A 16,370-nucleotide genomic window follows, 5' to 3' on the forward strand; every position below is an offset into this window, starting at 1 on the left:
TGGCACCTCGACGGCAACGGATGGCCGCCTGGGCCGGCGGCCGGACACACCACTGTAGGCAGTCCGGTCGCCGCTGCGAACGTACGATTGGCAAGGTGCTTATGCGCTGCCGGTATATGCAGCGGTGTGACGGAACGCGGACGGGCGACGCCTGCGCGCCGCCCGTCCGCGGGTTCAACCGACCCGGCCTTAGTCGGTCCGCAGTGCCAACGCCGGCGGCGTGGACAGGATGCGTCGCGTGCCCGACCAGCCGGCCAGCAGGCTCAGCGCAAGGCCAAACGCGCCGCCGAGCAGCAGGCGCGGCCAGTCCGGCGTCAATGCGATCTCGAACGCCTTTTGCCCGACCACCGCACCGATCACCGCGGCGGCGGTCACCGCCAGCGTCGCCGCCAGCAGACCGAGCGCGCCGAACTCCACCAGCACCGCACCACGCAACTGGCCGCGACGCGCGCCCAGCGTGCGCAGCACCGCGCTGTCATAGCGACGCTCGCCGGCGGTGGCCTGCAAGGCCGCCAGCAGCACCAGCACGCCGGCCAGCAGGCTGAAACCCATCACCAGTTGCACCGCCTGCGCCACCTGGTCGATCACCTCGCGCACGCGGCCGAGGATCGCATCGATATCCAGCACCGAAATGTTGGGGTAGTCGCGGCTCAGCGACGCCAGCTTGGGCGCGTTGCCGGGCGGCAGGTGGAAGCTGGAAATCAGGTTGTACGGCGCATCGCCGACCGAGCCCTGGTTGAGCAGCAGGAAGAAATTGACCCGGAACGAGTCCCAGTCGGCCTTGCGGATGCTGGTGACGGTGAAGCTGCGCTGCTGCTCGCCCAGCAGCAGGGTGATGCGGTCGCCCAGTTTGAGCTGATACCGCTGCGCCCAGCCTTCTTCCACCGAAGCCTCCGGCGCGGTGCTGTCGGCCGCCCAGAACTTGCCTTCCAGCAAGGTGTTTGCCGGCGGAAATGCATGCCGCCAGGAGAAATTGACCGGGCGGTTGTCGCCGTCGCCATCGTCGGCCGGATCGCGGTCGCCGCGCAGCGGTGGCTTGTCGTTGATCGCCACCAGGCGCCCGGTCGAAAACGGCTCCACGGCCGCATCCTGCACACCCAGGCCGCGCAGCGTCTGCAATACCGGTTCGGTCTGCTCGGGCTGGATATTCATCAGGAAATAGTTGGGCGTATCCACCGGCAGCCGATCGCGCCACTGCCCAAGCAGGCCGGGGCCGACCACCGCCAGCAGCAGCAGCGCGCACAACGACAGCGACAGCCCGACCAGCTGCACCACGCTCAGCCCGCGGCGCCGCGTCAGCGAGGCCAGGCCCAGCTTCCAGGCGCCGCGCAGGCGGTGCTGGATCGGCCGCAGCAGGGCCAGCAGACCCAGTCCCAGCGCCATCGCCACCAGCGCCAATGCGGCCAGGCCACCCAGCACCCAGCCGGCCAGCACCAGGTTGCCGGTCGCGTACACGGTCAGCGCCAACGTGGCCGCCAATGCCGCGGCGTAGACCAGCAAGGAACTCGGCGGCACCGCGGCAAAGCTGCGGTTGAGCACGCGCATCGGCGGCACGTTGCGCAGCCGCAGTAGCGGCGGCAGGCCGAAGCCCAGCAACAGCACCAGGCCGATGCCTGCGCCCGCCAGGGCAGGGGTGGCCTGCGGCAGCGGCAGCCGGTTCGGGATCAGGCTGCCCAGCGCCTGCACCAGGCCTTCCTGCGCGAGCATGCCTAAGCCGATACCGACCAGGCAGGCAGGGATCGCGGTCAACAGCAATTGCAGCGACAGCATCGCCAGGATGTCGCGCTGACGTGCGCCCAGGCAGCGCAACACCGCCACGGTGTCGATACGCCGCATCGCAAAGCGGTTGGCTGCCAAGGCAGTGGCCACACCTGACAACAGCACCGCCAGCAACGCCGACAGGGCCAGAAAGCGCCCCGCGCGATCGAACGCCGCGCGCATGCCGCGCTGGGTGTCCTCAATGCCGACCAGGCGGTATTCGCTGGCGCGCGGTTTCAGCCACGCACGCAAGTCGGCGATGGCAGCGGGCGCGCCGGAAAACATCAGCCGGTACGAGGCGCGGCTGCCCGGGCCGAGCAGGCCGGCACCATCAATATCGGCGCGATTGACCAGCAGCGGCGGCGACAGCTGCATCAGCTCGCCGGAGGCATCCGGTTCGGCACGCAACACGCCGGTGATGGTGAGATGGCCGGCGCCGAATTCCAGCTGTTCGCCCACGCGCAGGCCCAGGGCCTCCAGCAGGCGGGGATCGGCATAGGCCTGGCCCGGCGGTGGTGCGCCAGCCGGCTTGCCCTGCATGCCGGCACTGTCCGTGGACACCAGCAATTGCCCACGCAATGGGTAGCCCGCGCCGACCCCGCGGATATTGGCCATCTGGCTGGCGTCGCCATGGAACAGCACGCTGGGGAAGCTGACCATGCGCGTGCTCTGCAAGCCACGCCGCTGCGCTTCCGCGGCGAAGTCGGCCGGGATCTCCTGGCGGCCGGTCACGCCCAGATCGCCACCGAGTACTTCGGCCGCGCTGGAAGTCAACGCCAGGGTCACCCGATCGACCAGCGTGCCGACGGCCGTCATCACCGCCACGCCCAGCACCAGCGCGGCGAACACGGTCAGCAGGTCGCCGGCCAGGAATTCGCGGCGCACCGCGCGCGCGGCTTGGCGCAGCACGTTCATGCGGCCGAACCGGGCTGGGCGTGCAGGCGGCCGCTGTCGATGCGGTAGATGTGGTTGCAGCGCTGCGCCAGCGTCATGTCGTGGGTCACCAGCACCAGGGTGGTATCGCTGGTGGCATTGAGCGCAAACAGCAGGTCGCTGATCTGCGCGCCGGTGGCCTGGTCCAGGCTGCCGGTGGGCTCGTCGGCAAACAGGATGCGCGGTTTGGCCACGAAGGCGCGTGCCAGCGCCACACGTTGCTGCTCGCCGCCGGACAGCTGGCGCGGGTAGTGGCGCGCGCGCGCGCTCAGGCCCACCGCCTCCAGCACCTCGCGCACCCGCGCCGGGTCCTCGCGCCCGGCCAGTTCCAGCGGCAGCGCGATGTTTTCTTCGGCGGTGAGTGCCGGCAGCAGATGGAAGCTCTGGAACACGAAGCCCACCTCGCGCGCGCGCAAGGCGGCACGCGCCTCTTCGTCCAACTGGCCCAGCTGCTGGCCGGAGAGCGCGATGCTGCCGCGGCTAGGCAGGTCCAGCCCGGCCAGCAGGCCGAGCAGGGTGGTCTTGCCCGAGCCGGACGCGCCGACGATGGCGATACTGTCGCCTTCACTGACCGTCAAGCTGATGTTGTCGAGGATGTGGAGTGTTCCCTCCGGTCCGCTGACGGACTTGCCGACCTCGCGGACGTCGATGGCGGTGCGGGTGCTGGAGCGGGGGGCCAGACTGTCGATGAGGAATCTCCGAATGCGTGAAAGAACACTGCGATATGGCGCGCTGGTCCTGTGGCTGCTGACACTGTCCCTGCTTGCGCCGGGAATTGCCTCTGCCAAAAGTCCGGTGGCGACCGCACCGATCCTGGTGGTCGGCGACAGCCTGAGCGCTGCGCACAACATCCCGGTGCAGTCCGGCTGGGTCACCTTGCTGGACCAACGCCTCAAGCGTGACATGGCGACGCCACCGGCGGTCGTCAATGCCAGCATCAGCGGCGAAACCACCTCCGGTGCGCTGACGCGGCTGCCCGGCCTGCTGCAGAAGCACCGCCCCGGCGTGGTGGTGATCGAACTCGGCGGCAACGATGCGCTACGCGGCCTGACCCCGGCCCAGCTCAAGGGCAACCTGGAAAAGATGATCCAGCTCAGCCAGCAGGCCGGGGCGAAGGTGCTGTTGTTGGGCATCGATGTGCCGCCCAACTACGGCCCCGCCTACCGCGAGCGTCTGAAGGCGAGCTACGCCGACCTGTCCAGGCAGTACAAGACCGCCTTGGTGCCGTTTTTCCTGGAAAAGGTCGCGCTGCAGCCAGGCCTGATGCAGGCAGACGGCCTGCATCCCACTGCCGCTGCCCAGCCCAGGGTGCTGGAAACGGTGTGGCCGTCGCTGCGTCCGTTGCTCGGGCGCTGACAACCGGCGGCCACCGCGCGCCGTCACAGAACGTTAGTTGGTCTTCACGCCCTTTCCACTGCCGATCCGGCATGTTTCACAAAGCTGAAGACCGAGGAAAGTCCATGCGTCAGACCAAGGAAACGTCCGGCCTCGTGCTGGTCGTCGAAGACAACCGCAATATCTCTGAAATGATCGGCGAGTACCTGGAAGGCCGTGGCTTCGAGGTCGACTATGCGCAGGACGGACTCGACGGCTACCGTCTGGCCGCCGAGAACAGCTACGACGTGGTCGTGCTGGATCTCATGCTGCCACGTCTGGACGGCATCGAAGTGTGTCGCCGCCTGCGTAACGACGCACGCAAGTCCACCCCGGTACTGATGCTGACCGCCCGCGACACGCTGGACGACAAGCTCACCGGCCTGGGTTTCGGTGCCGACGACTACCTGACCAAGCCGTTTGCGATCCAGGAACTGGAAGCGCGCCTGCGTGCCCTGATCCGCCGCGAGCGCCGCCAGGTCGGTTCGGAAGTGCTCAAGGTCGCCGACCTGGTGCTCGATCCGGTCAGCATGCGCGCCACCCGCGCCGGCACCGAGCTGCAGCTCTCGCCGATCGGCCTGCGCCTGCTCACCATCCTGATGCGCGAGTCGCCGCGGGTGGTCACCCGCCAGGAAATCGAGCGCGAGATCTGGGGCAACGGGTTGCCGGATTCGGACACCCTGCGCAGCCATCTGTACAACCTGCGCAAGATCATCGACAAGCCGTTCGACCGTCCGTTGCTGCACACCGTGCAGAGCGCCGGCTATCGCATCGCCGACATCGCCCAGCCGATGGCCTGATGTCACCGGCCGGCCGCCGTTCTGGCGGCCGGTCACCTCCTCTAGGCGCCCACGCGCCTGTCGCTTCCGCGTGCTGCCGTCTGGCTGCACGACGGGCTTACGGAAGCGTTGCCTATAATCCGGCGCTCTCCCCTGGATGCAGCAATGCCGCACGGGCTTCCACGAAAAATACGTCTCGCCTTCCTGCTGCAGGTCGCCCTGGCGAGCCTGGCGATCGTGCTGGGCGGCTATCTGCTGTCCTTCGTGATCAAGTACAGCCTGGTGCGCACCGTGCTTGCCGACGAGGCAGTGCATTTCTGGCGCCTGCACAAGAGCGCGCCGAGCAATCCGCCGCCGAATACACGCAACATCCAGGGCTATTTTTCGCCCGCCGGCCAGGGCCGCGATCCTGCGCCCGCGGCGTTGCGGCAGTTGTCGCCGGGCTTCAGCGAAGTGGCCGCCGCCGACGCCCTGGTGTATGTCGACCAACGTCCGGAAGGGCGCTTGTACCTGGTGTTCCCACGCTCGCGCGCGGCGCACCTGACACTCTGGTTCGGGGTGGTGCCGGCGATGCTGGTGCTGCTGGCGATCTATGGCGTGTTCTGGGTGACCTACCGGATTTCCAAGCGGCTGGTCTCGCCGATCAGCTGGCTGGCGCGGCGCGTGTCGCAGTGGGATCCGCGCAATCCCGATGTCGACGAACTGGCGCCGGAGCGGTTGCCTGCCGATCTGCAGGGTGAGACGCGGCAATTGGCCGCCGCGCTGCATGCGCTGGGGCAGAGGGTCAGCGACCATGTCGCACGGGAGCGCAATTTCACGCGCGATGCCAGCCATGAGCTGCGCACACCGTTGACGGTGATCCGGGTGGCCAGCGACATGGCGCTGGCCGACGACGAACTGTCGCAGCGCACCCAGCGCAGCCTGCGCCGGATCCAGCGTGCCGGCCGCGACATGGAAGCGGTGATCGACGCCTTCCTGATCCTGGCGCGCGAGGCCGAGATCGACCCGCAAAGCGAAACCTTCGATGCCGCCGAACTGGCCAGCGAGGAAGTCGACAGCGCCCGCGAACTGCTGGGCGACAAGCCGGTGTCCCTGACGATGGTTGGCGACCGCAGCCTGCAGATGTTCGCCCCGCCGCGGGTGATGCGCGTGGTGCTCAGCAACCTGCTGCGCAATGCCTGCGCCTACACCGACACCGGCAGCATCGAGGTGGAAGTCACCCAGGACCGCATCATCGTGCGCGATACCGGCATCGGCATGAGCGAGGAAGCGCGCGCGCGCGCATTCGAGCCGTTCTTCCGCGCCGATCCCACCCGCCCGCAGGGCACCGGTCTGGGCCTGTCGATCGTGCGCCGCCTGTGCGATCGCTTCGGCTGGCGGATCGAGCTGCATAGCGAGTCCGGTGTCGGCACCTCGGTTGCAGTGGTGGTGGCCTGAGGTCGTGGTGGCGTTAGCGACATGCGGGTCGCCTGGAATCGTCTGCTGACGAGGCAGGCGCGCTGCATGCGCCTGGGGCGCTGTTTGCGGTTGCGATGATGGTGTTTTCGACTGCGCTGCATTGATCCCGCGCGCTGTGGCGATCCACCGCAGAGGCCAGCTGCATCTGCAGGATCGCTTGCCGCAATTGATCGACCGATCTGGCAAGCGCCTCGTCAGATCGATCCGCAGGGCGCTACTTCTGCTCCAACACCGGGGCCACCGCCTTGCGCCAGATGGCATAGCCATCGGCGGTCATATGCAGCATGTCCTGGCGAAACAGCTCGGCGCGCGGTTTGCCGTCGGCGTCGAGCATCGGCGTGTATACGTCCACGTAGTCCACGCGCGGCAGCGGCGCGAGTGCGTCCTTGATCAGGCGGTTGGCAGTGACGATCGAAGGCAGCAGATGCGCGCGCGACGGGCTGGGTTTGATCGACAGATAGCTGATGCGCGCGGTGGGCACATCACGGCGGATGCGCTGCACGAATGCCAGCACGTCGTCGCGCACCTGCTGCGGCGTGCGGCCGCTGTTGAGATCGTTGTCGCCGGCATACAGCACCACCTGGCGCGGCGCATACGGGACCACGATGCGATCGGCGTACCAGGTGCTGTCGCGCACTTCCGAACCGCCGAAGCCGCGATTGATCACCGGCATGCCGGGGAAATCCTGGGCCAGCGTGTCCCAGAAACGGATCGACGAACTGCCGACGAAGACGATGCCGTGCTTGGGCGGCGGTTGTTGCGCATCACTGTCGGAAAAGCGCCGCATGTCGTCTTCCCAGGCGGCGTTGGACACCTGCGCCGGTATCTGTGGCGCGGTGTGCGGGGCGGCGGCGTGGACGTGGCCGGACAACAAGGCAAGCGCGCACAGCAGCGTGCGCAAGGGATGTTTGGTCATGCGAAAGAACCTGCGACAGTGAAGCGGACCACCATGGTGCGACAGGCTGTAAGCCCAGGGCAAACCGGCGGGCGTCCAGCGCCTGCCACGGGTTGCTCGCAGAGCCTGCCGCCGGGCCTGCACCGGCAATGTGGAAAAGATTGCGCCATGCGGCAGCATCTGACGGCCTTGCAGGCCCAACGCCAGCTGTTGCGGCACCTGGTCACGCCCTGGCGGCGCGCTACACGACGGTGCAAGATTCGCACTTTCCCCAGCAGTGACCACGCCATGCGTTCGAGCCGTCCCCAGATATGCCCTTGCGGCCGGAAGCACTGACGCATGGCCGATCAACTGGGACACGTGCCACGCGGTCCGCGCCGCATGCTCAAGGCAGCGGTCTGGTCATGGCAGGGCCTGCGCGCGGCATGGCTGCACGAATCCTCGTTTCGGCTGGAGGTGTGCCTGGCGGTAGTGCTGCTGCCGCTGGGGCTGTGGCTTGGCCAGTCCGGCCTGGAACGCATTGCGCTGATCGCGCCGTTGCTGATCGTGCTGGCCGCCGAACTGCTGAACTCGGCCATCGAGGCGGTGATCGAACGTTACGGCCCCGAGCACCACGTGCTGGCCGGCCGCGCCAAGGACATGGGCTCGGCTGCGGTGTTCCTGCTGCTGATCAATGTGCTGCTGTGCTGGGGACTGATCCTGCTGCCGCGCTTGCTCTGAAGAGTGTGGGCTGCGCGACGCGCAGCCGCCAGTCGGCTTCTGTAGGCGACTGGATTGGCAGGTGCATGGAGACCTTCGTTGCGATGGGACGCACCGGATCGCGCCAGCTGACGTATCAACCTGTCACGCGGCATGCAGCGACTGCTTCTGCCGATGGCCGGGCGTCATCTTGCCTGGCCGAATCGCCTGCCAGGCGCACGCGTGCATGCCGGCTTGACTCGCCGCGTGGCATGCTGCGGCTCTCTTTCAACGGAATCGCCTGCATGCCCGTCCTGATTCGCGCCCTGGTGTTGCTGATCCTGACCGTCTCGCTGTCCGGTTGCGGCTACAACGCGATCCAGCAGAAGGAAGAAGGCGTCAAGGCAGGTTGGTCGGAGGTGCTGAATCAGTATCAGCGTCGCGCCGACCTGATTCCCAATCTGGTGCGCACCGTGCAGGGCTATGCCCAGCAGGAGCGCCAGGTGCTGACCGAGGTGACCAATGCGCGCTCGCGGGTCGGGCAGATCCAGGTCAATGCCGACGACGAAGCCTCGCTCAAGCAGTTCCAGCAGGCGCAGGGCGAACTCGGCAGCGCACTGTCGCGCCTGTTGGTGGTCAGCGAAAACTATCCGCAGCTGAAATCCGACCAGTCGTTCCGCGATCTGCAGGTGCAGCTGGAAGGCACCGAAAACCGCATCACCGTGGCGCGCGGTCGCTACATCCAGACGGTGCAGGAGTACAACACCTACATCCGTTCGTTTCCGCAGGTGATCACCGCCAAGATCTTCGGCTACCAGCCCAAGCCCAATTTCAGCGTGGAAAACGAGGCGCAGATTTCGCGCGCACCGCAGGTGGATTTCGGTAATCAGCAGGCGCCGCAGCAGCAACCTGCGCAGCAACCGCAGCCCGCGCAGTAAACACATGCACATTGCGCAGTACCAAATACTGCGCAATGTGCCGCACGGCATGTCGAGGCAATCGTTAGGTTTGCGATGGCAACCCATCGATCGTCAGTTGGATCAATGCCAACTTTCAGGAGCGGCACATCAAGCCTCTCTGCCTTGGGGGCGATAAGGCACGGCTTGCGCGCCGCTGGCGCACGTGCCTTGGAGCGGCCACGCTGCTAACGAGGGCTGGGGCGCGGTGCGGGGGAGGGTACTAGGCGAAACCTGTGCGTTATTCATTCACACGAGGCTTCGCTCGCATCCTCATCCGCCCCTTCGGGCAGCTTCTTCCGCAGGGAGAAGGATCAGTCAAGCCAGTGCCGATGACGTGTCAGTGCTAATCAGCCAGGAGTTGCGAATGCGGAAGAACTACATGCGGGTGTTCTGGATGTTGGCGCTGTTGCTGTTGCCGGCCTCGCTGCTGGCGCAGGATCTGGCAGCCATTCCGCCACTGCGTTCGCCCGTGGTCGATACCACCGGCACATTGGACGCCACGCAGACCCGGCAACTCGAGCAGCAGGCGCTGGCCTTGCAGCAGCGCAAGGGCGCGCAGTTGCAGGTCCTGATCGTGCCGACAACGCAGCCGGAGCCGATCGAGCAGTACACCCAGCGCGTGTTCGACCAGTGGAAGATCGGCCGCAAGGGCGTGGACGACGGTGTGTTGCTGCTGGTGGCCAAGGACGACCGCCGGGTGCGGATCCAGCCCGGCTACGGCCTGGAAGGCGCGATCCCCGACATCACGGCCAACCGCATCATCCAGGAGTATCTGGCGCCGCGCTTCCGTGAGGGCGACTACGCCGGTGGCATCAGTGCGGCGACTGCGACGCTGGCCGGCCTGATCGAGGGCGAGGCCTTGCCCGCGCCGGTCAGCGGGCACGCCGATGGCGGCGCGGGCAATGGCTCGGATGGCGGCGGCTGGATCATGGCCTTGTTCATCGGTTTTGTGGTCGCGATGGTGGCGCGCGGCATTCTTGGTGCCCTGCCACGGCCGCTGCGCGCGCTGCTGACCGGCGTCGCCGCCGGTGGCGCCGCCTTGCTGTTTACCTCGCTGCTGTTCGCCAGCGCCGGCGCTGCGGTGATCGGGCTGCTGGCCGGCCTGGCGTCCGGTTCGCCGGGGCGCTTTGTCGGCGGCGGTGGCTGGGGCGGTGGTGGATTCGGTGGCTTTGGAGGCGGTGGCCGCGGCGGTTTCGGTGGCGGCGGCTGGGGTGGTGGTGGCGGATCATCGGGAGGCGGTGGCGCCTCGGGGAGCTGGTAATGCGGTGGCTCAGGCATGTCTTCGCGCCCTCGGCGCAGCGCAGTTTCCCGGCCAGCTGCATGGACGCGATCGCCGCGGCGGTTGCCGCCAGCGAGCGCACCCATACCGGCCAGGTCATGGTGGCGGTGGAAGCCGACCTACCGCTGAGCGCGCTATGGCGCGGTCACACCGCGCGCCAGCGTGCCGAGCAGGCCTTCGCGCAATTGCGCACCTGGGACACCGAAGCCAACAACGGGGTGCTGCTGTATCTGCTGCTGGCCGACCACGCCATCGAAGTGGTCGCCGACCGTGGGCTGCGCAGCCGGGTGCCGGAGGCGCAGTGGGCCGAGGTGTGCCGGCGCATGCAGCAGTTCCTGCGCGAGGGCGAGCACGAGGCGGCGGTGCTGGCCGGAATCGAGGCGGTGACCGAACTGTTGACCGAGCATTTTCCTGCCGCTGCCGGCTCCCAGCATGAAGATGAGCTGCCCGATCGTCCCCAGCTCTTAGGCTGAACGCGTGCGAGGTGTCAGAATAGACGCCTCGCTTTTTTGTGATCCGCGGTCCGCATGATCTATCTGCACGCCATCGACCCCATCGCCTTCTCGCTTGGACCGGTGCAGGTGCACTGGTACGGGTTGATGTACCTGGCTGCGTTCTTCTCTGCCTGGGCACTGGGGCGCTCGCGTATCCTGCGCGGCCGCCTGCCGGGCGTGGACATGGACGGATTTTCCGACCTGTTGTTCTACGGCATGCTCGGCGTGGTGCTGGGCGGGCGCATCGGCTACATGCTGTTCTATGCGTTCGACAGCCTGCTGGCCAACCCGTTGATCCTGTTCAAGGTGTGGCAGGGCGGCATGAGCTTCCACGGCGGCCTGCTGGGCGTGCTGATTGCCTGCGGGCTGTGGGCGCGCAAGCACCGGCTGCACTTCTTCGACGTGATGGATTTCGTGGCGCCGTTGGTGCCGCTGGGCCTGGGCTTCGGGAGGCTTGGCAATTTCGTCGGCGGCGAGCTGTGGGGCAAGTTCACCGATGCCGGCTGGGGCGTGATCTTCCCGCTTGCGCCGGAACTGGCCGGCAGGTTGCCGGCAGAACTCCAGGCGCAGTACGCCGCCGGTGCGTTGAACCAGTTCGCGCGGCATCCTTCGCAGCTCTACGAGGCGGCGCTGGAAGGCGTGGTGATGTTCGTGGTGCTGTGGACCTTCTCGATGAAGCCGCGCGCACGCTATGCGGTGTCGGGGATGTTCGCGCTGCTGTACGGCGTGTTCCGTTTCATCGTGGAATTCGTGCGCGTGCCGGATGCACCGATCGGCTACCTGGCCTTCAACTGGCTGACGATGGGGCAGATCCTGAGCCTGCCGTTGATCATCGGCGGCCTGGTGTTGCTGGCGATGTCGCGCCGCGCGCCGGTGCTGCAGCCGATGCTGGCGCAGACCGCGGGCGCGGAGGCGGCCAAGTGAAGCCCTATCTGGACCTGCTGCAGCATGTGCTGGAACACGGCGCCGAGAAGTCCGATCGCACCGGTACCGGCACGCGCAGCGTGTTCGGCTGGCAGATGCGCTTCGACCTCAATGATGGCTTTCCGCTGGTCACCACCAAGAAGCTGCACCTGCGCTCGATCATCCATGAGCTGCTGTGGTTCCTGCAGGGCGACACCAACATCGGCTATCTCAAGGACCACCAGGTCCGCATCTGGGACGAATGGGCCGACGACAACGGCGATCTCGGCCCGGTTTACGGCAAGCAGTGGCGGCGCTGGACCGGCCCGGACGGCGTCGAGATCGACCAGATGCAATGGCTGGTGGACGAGATCAAGCGCAACCCGGATTCGCGCCGGCTGGTGATCAGCGCCTGGAATGTCGGCGAGCTGCCGCAGATGGCCTTGATGCCGTGCCACAGCCTGTTCCAGTTCTATGTGGTGAACGGCAAGCTCAGCTGCCAGCTGTATCAGCGCAGCGGCGACATCTTTCTCGGTGTGCCGTTCAATATCGCCAGCTATGCACTGCTGACGCACATGGTGGCGCAGGCCACCGGCCTGGGCGTGGGCGATTTCGTGCACACGCTGGGCGATGCGCACCTGTATTCGAATCACTTCGCGCAGGCGCGCGAGCAACTGACCCGCACACCGCGCGCGCTGCCGCGCCTGCGCCTGAATCCCGCCGTGACCGACCTGTTCGCGTTCCGCTTCGAGGACATCGCCATCGAGGGTTACGACCCGCATCCGGCAATCAAGGCGCCGGTGGCGGTGTGAGCGTCGCTTGGCTGGCGAGTGATGCCACACATTGATTTGATGTTCGAAGGGATATCGTCCGCTGCATGAAACTTATCCTGATCGTCGCCTTCGACCGCAACAATGCCATCGGCCGCGACAACGAATTGCCGTGGAAGTTGCCGGACGATCTCAAGCGCTTCAAGGCGCTGACCGTGGGCAAGCCGATCCTGATGGGGCGCAAGACCGCGCAGTCGCTGGGGCGTGCCTTGCCGGGGCGATTGAACCTGGTGCTGACGCGTTCGGGGCGGGTGCCGTTCGCAGACATGCAGGCGGTGGCGTCGCTCGATGAGGCGATTGCGCAGGCCGAGGCGGCAGGTGCACAGGAGCTGTGCGTGATCGGTGGCGGCGAGGTCTATCGCCTGACCATGGAGCGTGCGGACCTGCTGGCTGTCACCGAAGTGGACACCACCGTGGAACGGGCCGACACCTACTTTCCACCGATCGACCCGGCCGTGTGGGAACCGGTGCAACGCGCGTCGCATGCGGCCGATACGCGGCATGCCTTCGCATTCGATTACGTGGACTATCAGCGGCGCTGAGCTCACTTAGCCGCACATGCACGATGGTGCTGCCGAGGGCGTGCATTCCGGCGGTTTCGAGACAGCGATGCAAATCGATGCGCTTGCGTGCCGAAAGGCCCAATGTGCAAGCGTGCCAGTCACGTGGCGGATGCAGGATCAGGCTGATTCGCAAGCGCCGAGGCATTACCCCGGCATGCTGCGGCAGTGCGCCGCCACGCGCGTTACTTAGTCCGCAGCGGCAGCGGGCGGGGCGGCACTGGAAGTGGCGGAGCCGGTGCCTGCGTTCGCATTGTCTCCGCCACCGCCACGCTGGCGTTGCCGGCGGCGCGGTGGCCGGCTGCGCTGTGCGGTCTTCGACGGCTGCGTGATCGGGATTCCCGGCACCTGCACCACGCGCAGTTCGTCGGTATCCAGCTGCAAGGCGGTGAGTTTGCCGCCCCATACCGCACCGGTATCGATGGCATGCACGCCCTGGGTGATGGTCAGCCCGAGTGCGGACCAATGCCCACAGACGATCTTGAGATCGCGCTCGACCCGGCCCGGTACTTCGAACCAGGGATACAGGCCCTGCGCCTGGGTACCCGGCGTGCCCTTGTCGTCGGTGGCAATGCGCCCGCGCGGGGTGCAATAGCGCATGCGCGTGAACAGGTTGATGATTGCGCGGCTGCGGTCGTACCCGCTCAGGCCCGGCGACCAGCCCGGCTGATCGCCGTACATGTTGCGCAGCAGTTTGCGATAGCCGCCGCCCTGCAGTTGCTGCTCGACCTCGCGCGCATGTTTCTCGGCCATCTGCGTGGTCCATTTCGGCGCCAGCCCGGCATGGATCATCATCCAGCCCAGTTCGCGGTCCACGTGCGCCAGCTTCTGCATCCGCAGCCAGTCGAGCAGCAGGTCGCGGTCCTCGGCCAGCACGATGCGCAGCAGATCCGGGTTGACCTTGCGCTGTTCCTCTTCCGAACGCGCGCCGATCGCCAGCAGCGACAGGTCATGGTTGCCCAGCACCACCACGCTATGCGCGCGCAGCGAATGCACCAGGCGCAGCGTTTCCAGCGATTGACCGCCACGGTTGACCAGGTCGCCACAGAACCACAGGGTGTCCTGCGCGGGGTCGAAGTTGATTTTTTCCAGCAGGCGCTGGGTGATGTCGTAACACCCCTGCAGGTCGCCAATTGCCCAGACGCTCATCGCGTGCGCTCCATCAGTCCAGCATCCATCAGTGCAGCGTCCTGGGTACGCTCAGCACGAAGGCGGCGATCGGGGCGGTGAATTCGGTGCCATCGTCGGCCACCATGTCGTAATGACCTTGCATCTGTCCCTGCTCGGTCTCCAGCAGCACGCCGGAGGTGTAACTGAACGCCTCGCCGGGACGCAGCCAGGGCTGTTCGCCGACCACGCCTTCGCCATCCACCCGTTCGGTGCGTCCGTTGGCGTCGGTGATCTGCCAATGGCGCGCGATCAGGCGCGCAGGCATGGCCCCCGCGTTCTGGATGCGGATGCTGTAGGCGAAGGCATAGCGGCCTTCGTCGGGGGTCGATTGATGGGCGAGGAAGCGGGGCGACACCTCGACCTCGACCCGGTAGCGCGGATCATCGTGCATGCGGAAAGTCTAAATAAAACCGTGTGGGAGCGGCGCTCAAGCCGGCTCGACATTGGCCAGGCGGATGAAATCCGCGACCTCGAGTTGTTCTGCGCGAGCATCCGGACGCACCTGCGCGGCCTCGAAGTGGGCGGGCTCGCAGACGTTGGACAAGGCATTGCGCAGGGTCTTGCGACGCTGGCCGAAGCCGGCGCGCACGACGTCGGCAAAGCGCCGCCGATCCCTGATCTGTACCGTGGCCGGATCGCGCGGCACCAGCCGTACCACCGCCGAGTCCACCTTCGGCGGCGGCCGGAATGCGCCCGGCGGCACCACGAACAGTGCGGTGACCTCGCAATACGCCTGCAGCATCACGCTCAAGCGCCCGTACACCTTGCTGCCGGGGCCGGCGGCCATGCGGTCGACCACTTCCTTTTGCAGCATGAAGTGCATGTCGGCTACCGCACCGGCATGGTCCAGCGCATGGAACAGGATCGGCGAGGAGATGTTGTAGGGCAGGTTGCCGACCAGCCGGATCGGCGTGCCATCGGCCAGTGCAGTGAAATCCACACTGAGCACATCGCGATGGATGATGCTCAGCGCGCCGATCGGTGCGGCCGCGTCGGTCAGTGGTGCGATCAGGTCGCGGTCGAATTCGATCACGGTCAGTGCGCCGTGCTTGCGCAGCAGCGGAAAGGTGATCGCGCCCTGACCAGGGCCGATTTCGACCAGGTGCTGGCCGGCGCGCGGGTCCACTGCCTGCACGATGCGGTCGATGTAATACCGGTCGGCAAGAAAGTGCTGGCCAAGCGACTTCTTGGCCGGTGCGCTGAAAGAATGATTCATGTGCGCAGTTTAACGTGGCAGCGCCTGCACGCGGTGCCGGTTCTGCGCATCGCCGGCACGCCAGACGGGCTGCGTGCACGCTGTGCCCCGTCGATTGTTGGCAATCAGGCCTCGCTCAGCCGCGTGCGGCCAGGCGCGCGCATAGCTCGGTCGCCGCCATCAGGCTGGACGGGTCGGCGATACCGCGCCCGGCCAGCTCCAGCGCGGTGCCGTGATCGACCGCCACGCGCGGATAGGGCAGGCCGAGCGTGATGTTGACCGCCTGCTCGAAGCCGCTGTACTTGAGCACCGGCAGGCCCTGGTCGTGATACATCGCCACCACCGCATCGAAGCCGCTGAGCTTTTGCGGCAAGAATGCGGTATCGGCGGGCAGCGGGCCGATCAGCTGCATGCCGTCGCCGCGCAGCTGCCCCAGTACCGGGATGATGACGTCCAGTTCCTCCCGGCCCAGGTGCCCATCTTCGCCGGCATGCGGATTGAGGCCCAGCACCGCGATGCGCGGGCGCTCCAGGCCGAAGTCGCGTCGCATCGCGGCGTCGGTGATGCGCAGGCAGCGCGCCACCGCGTCGGCAGTGATCGCATCGGCTACTGCGCGCAGCGGCAGATGGGTAGTCACCAGGGCGACGCGCACGATGGCATTGGCCAGCATCATCACCACCGGGCAGCCCGCCTGCTCGGCCAGCAGCTCGGTGGTGCCGGTGTAGGGAATGCCGCCGGCATTGATCACCGCCTTGTGCACCGGACCGGTCACGATGCCCTGCAGCTTGCCGGACAGGCAGTCGCCGGCAGCGCCACGCAGGCCGGCAATGACCGCCGCCGCATTGGCGGGGTCCGCGGTGCCGAAACGGGTCGGCACCGCCTGACGGATCGGATGCAGCGGCAGGTCACCGGGCGCGCGGGCGCGCTGGTCCGGATCGAGCAGCCGCACAGACAAAGACAGCGCCTTTGCGGCGCTGTGCAGGGTGTCCGGGTCGGCGTAGGCGATCAGGTGGGCATCCGAGCGCGGCCGCTGGGCGAGCCGGACGCACAGTTCCGGCCCGATCCCGGCCGGCTCGCCTGGCACCAGCGCGAGCGACGGGAGCAT

17 protein-coding genes are annotated in these 16,370 nt (G+C 67.0%); 10 read left to right on the plus strand and 7 right to left on the minus strand.

Annotated features, from left to right (window positions below; genetic code table 11):
• Nucleotides 1-189: 189 nt before the first annotated feature.
• Nucleotides 190-2,673 (minus strand): FtsX-like permease family protein, encoded by a 2,484-nt coding sequence (locus DGN21_RS04095; protein ID WP_126965325.1) that lies wholly within the window; start codon nucleotides 2,671-2,673, stop codon nucleotides 190-192.
• Nucleotides 2,670-3,269 carry an ATP-binding cassette domain-containing protein gene (locus DGN21_RS04100; protein WP_024938296.1) on the minus strand — a complete coding sequence of 200 codons (600 nt, stop codon included), beginning with the start codon at nucleotides 3,267-3,269 and terminating at the stop codon, nucleotides 2,670-2,672. The genes DGN21_RS04095 and DGN21_RS04100 overlap by 4 nt, the downstream gene beginning before the upstream one ends.
• Before the next feature lie 109 nt (nucleotides 3,270-3,378).
• On the opposite strand from DGN21_RS04100, the gene DGN21_RS04105 reads away from it, so the two are divergent.
• The 3 genes from DGN21_RS04105 (at nucleotide 3,379) to DGN21_RS04115 (ending at nucleotide 6,281) form a co-directional block, all read left to right on the plus strand.
• Nucleotides 3,379-4,047, plus strand: coding sequence for an arylesterase (locus DGN21_RS04105; protein ID WP_184428960.1), 669 nt, complete (start codon nucleotides 3,379-3,381; stop codon nucleotides 4,045-4,047).
• A gap of 104 nt (nucleotides 4,048-4,151) precedes the next feature.
• Nucleotides 4,152-4,865, plus strand: coding sequence for a response regulator transcription factor (locus tag DGN21_RS04110; RefSeq protein WP_002811889.1), 714 nt, complete (start codon nucleotides 4,152-4,154; stop codon nucleotides 4,863-4,865).
• Between the two features lie 144 nt (nucleotides 4,866-5,009).
• Nucleotides 5,010-6,281 (plus strand): HAMP domain-containing sensor histidine kinase, encoded by a 1,272-nt coding sequence (locus tag DGN21_RS04115; protein ID WP_065032031.1) that lies wholly within the window; start codon nucleotides 5,010-5,012, stop codon nucleotides 6,279-6,281.
• A gap of 235 nt (nucleotides 6,282-6,516) precedes the next feature.
• Here DGN21_RS04115 and DGN21_RS04120 read toward each other — a convergent pair whose 3' ends face one another.
• The gene (locus DGN21_RS04120) at nucleotides 6,517-7,218 is read right to left on the minus strand and encodes an SGNH/GDSL hydrolase family protein (protein ID WP_126965326.1); all 702 of its coding nucleotides are present in this window, start codon (nucleotides 7,216-7,218) and stop codon (nucleotides 6,517-6,519) included.
• A 318-nt stretch (nucleotides 7,219-7,536) separates the two neighbouring features.
• Between DGN21_RS04120 and DGN21_RS04125 the strand changes: the two genes are divergently transcribed.
• From DGN21_RS04125 to DGN21_RS04155, 7 genes are all read left to right on the plus strand, one after another.
• Entirely contained in the window at nucleotides 7,537-7,917 is a 381-nt protein-coding gene (locus DGN21_RS04125; protein ID WP_046345747.1) for a diacylglycerol kinase, read from the plus strand.
• Nucleotides 7,918-8,180: 263 nt separating this feature from the next.
• On the plus strand, nucleotides 8,181-8,813 hold the full coding sequence (locus DGN21_RS04130) for a LemA family protein (RefSeq protein WP_046346231.1): 633 nt from the start codon (nucleotides 8,181-8,183) through the stop codon (nucleotides 8,811-8,813).
• Between the two features lie 385 nt (nucleotides 8,814-9,198).
• Nucleotides 9,199-10,095, plus strand: coding sequence for a TPM domain-containing protein (locus tag DGN21_RS04135; protein ID WP_215825130.1), 897 nt, complete (start codon nucleotides 9,199-9,201; stop codon nucleotides 10,093-10,095).
• Entirely contained in the window at nucleotides 10,095-10,586 is a 492-nt protein-coding gene (locus tag DGN21_RS04140; RefSeq protein WP_126967011.1) for a TPM domain-containing protein, read from the plus strand. Before DGN21_RS04135 ends, DGN21_RS04140 begins: the two co-directional genes overlap by 1 nt.
• Before the next feature lie 54 nt (nucleotides 10,587-10,640).
• A complete protein-coding gene (lgt, locus tag DGN21_RS04145) occupies nucleotides 10,641-11,531 on the plus strand; it encodes a prolipoprotein diacylglyceryl transferase (protein ID WP_126967010.1) in 891 nt (296 codons plus the stop codon).
• A complete protein-coding gene (locus tag DGN21_RS04150; RefSeq protein ID WP_039530607.1) occupies nucleotides 11,528-12,322 on the plus strand; it encodes a thymidylate synthase in 795 nt (264 codons plus the stop codon). Before lgt ends, DGN21_RS04150 begins: the two co-directional genes overlap by 4 nt.
• A 65-nt stretch (nucleotides 12,323-12,387) precedes the next feature.
• Nucleotides 12,388-12,882, plus strand: a complete 495-nt coding sequence (locus tag DGN21_RS04155) for a dihydrofolate reductase (protein ID WP_126967009.1) — start codon at nucleotides 12,388-12,390, stop codon at nucleotides 12,880-12,882.
• Between the two features lie 207 nt (nucleotides 12,883-13,089).
• Here DGN21_RS04155 and DGN21_RS04160 read toward each other — a convergent pair whose 3' ends face one another.
• From DGN21_RS04160 to pdxA, 4 genes are all read right to left on the minus strand, one after another.
• Complete coding sequence (locus DGN21_RS04160) at nucleotides 13,090-14,049, minus strand: symmetrical bis(5'-nucleosyl)-tetraphosphatase (protein WP_024938285.1); 960 nt, start codon at nucleotides 14,047-14,049, stop codon at nucleotides 13,090-13,092.
• 28 nt (nucleotides 14,050-14,077) lie between these two features.
• Entirely contained in the window at nucleotides 14,078-14,461 is a 384-nt protein-coding gene (apaG, locus tag DGN21_RS04165) for a Co2+/Mg2+ efflux protein ApaG (protein ID WP_024938284.1), read from the minus strand.
• 36 nt (nucleotides 14,462-14,497) lie between these two features.
• Nucleotides 14,498-15,286, minus strand: coding sequence for a 16S rRNA (adenine(1518)-N(6)/adenine(1519)-N(6))-dimethyltransferase RsmA (gene rsmA, locus DGN21_RS04170; protein WP_024938283.1), 789 nt, complete (start codon nucleotides 15,284-15,286; stop codon nucleotides 14,498-14,500).
• Nucleotides 15,287-15,401: 115 nt separating this feature from the next.
• A complete protein-coding gene (gene pdxA / locus DGN21_RS04175) occupies nucleotides 15,402-16,370 on the minus strand; it encodes a 4-hydroxythreonine-4-phosphate dehydrogenase PdxA (RefSeq protein WP_054591371.1) in 969 nt (322 codons plus the stop codon).

The sequence above is a fragment of the Xanthomonas sp. MLO165 genome (genome assembly GCF_018831305.1).
GTDB classification, from domain to species: domain Bacteria; phylum Pseudomonadota; class Gammaproteobacteria; order Xanthomonadales; family Xanthomonadaceae; genus Xanthomonas; species Xanthomonas arboricola.

What these genes read in the sequence shown, in the direction of transcription:
- DGN21_RS04095 (WP_126965325.1), bottom strand. Translation starts at nt 2,673, where the DNA reads ATGAACGTGCTGCGCCAAGCCGCGCGCGCGGTGCGCCGCGAATTCCTG.
- DGN21_RS04105 (WP_184428960.1), top strand. Translation starts at nt 3,379, where the DNA reads ATGAGGAATCTCCGAATGCGTGAAAGAACACTGCGATATGGCGCGCTG.
- DGN21_RS04110 (WP_002811889.1), top strand. Translation starts at nt 4,152, where the DNA reads ATGCGTCAGACCAAGGAAACGTCCGGCCTCGTGCTGGTCGTCGAAGAC.
- DGN21_RS04115 (WP_065032031.1), top strand. Translation starts at nt 5,010, where the DNA reads ATGCCGCACGGGCTTCCACGAAAAATACGTCTCGCCTTCCTGCTGCAG.
- DGN21_RS04120 (WP_126965326.1), bottom strand. Translation starts at nt 7,218, where the DNA reads ATGACCAAACATCCCTTGCGCACGCTGCTGTGCGCGCTTGCCTTGTTG.
- DGN21_RS04125 (WP_046345747.1), top strand. Translation starts at nt 7,537, where the DNA reads ATGGCCGATCAACTGGGACACGTGCCACGCGGTCCGCGCCGCATGCTC.
- DGN21_RS04130 (WP_046346231.1), top strand. Translation starts at nt 8,181, where the DNA reads ATGCCCGTCCTGATTCGCGCCCTGGTGTTGCTGATCCTGACCGTCTCG.
- DGN21_RS04135 (WP_215825130.1), top strand. Translation starts at nt 9,199, where the DNA reads ATGCGGAAGAACTACATGCGGGTGTTCTGGATGTTGGCGCTGTTGCTG.
- DGN21_RS04140 (WP_126967011.1), top strand. Translation starts at nt 10,095, where the DNA reads ATGCGGTGGCTCAGGCATGTCTTCGCGCCCTCGGCGCAGCGCAGTTTC.
- lgt (WP_126967010.1), top strand. Translation starts at nt 10,641, where the DNA reads ATGATCTATCTGCACGCCATCGACCCCATCGCCTTCTCGCTTGGACCG.
- DGN21_RS04155 (WP_126967009.1), top strand. Translation starts at nt 12,388, where the DNA reads ATGAAACTTATCCTGATCGTCGCCTTCGACCGCAACAATGCCATCGGC.
- DGN21_RS04160 (WP_024938285.1), bottom strand. Translation starts at nt 14,049, where the DNA reads ATGAGCGTCTGGGCAATTGGCGACCTGCAGGGGTGTTACGACATCACC.
- apaG (WP_024938284.1), bottom strand. Translation starts at nt 14,461, where the DNA reads ATGCACGATGATCCGCGCTACCGGGTCGAGGTCGAGGTGTCGCCCCGC.
- rsmA (WP_024938283.1), bottom strand. Translation starts at nt 15,286, where the DNA reads ATGAATCATTCTTTCAGCGCACCGGCCAAGAAGTCGCTTGGCCAGCAC.
- pdxA (WP_054591371.1), bottom strand. Translation starts at nt 16,370, where the DNA reads ATGCTCCCGTCGCTCGCGCTGGTGCCAGGCGAGCCGGCCGGGATCGGG.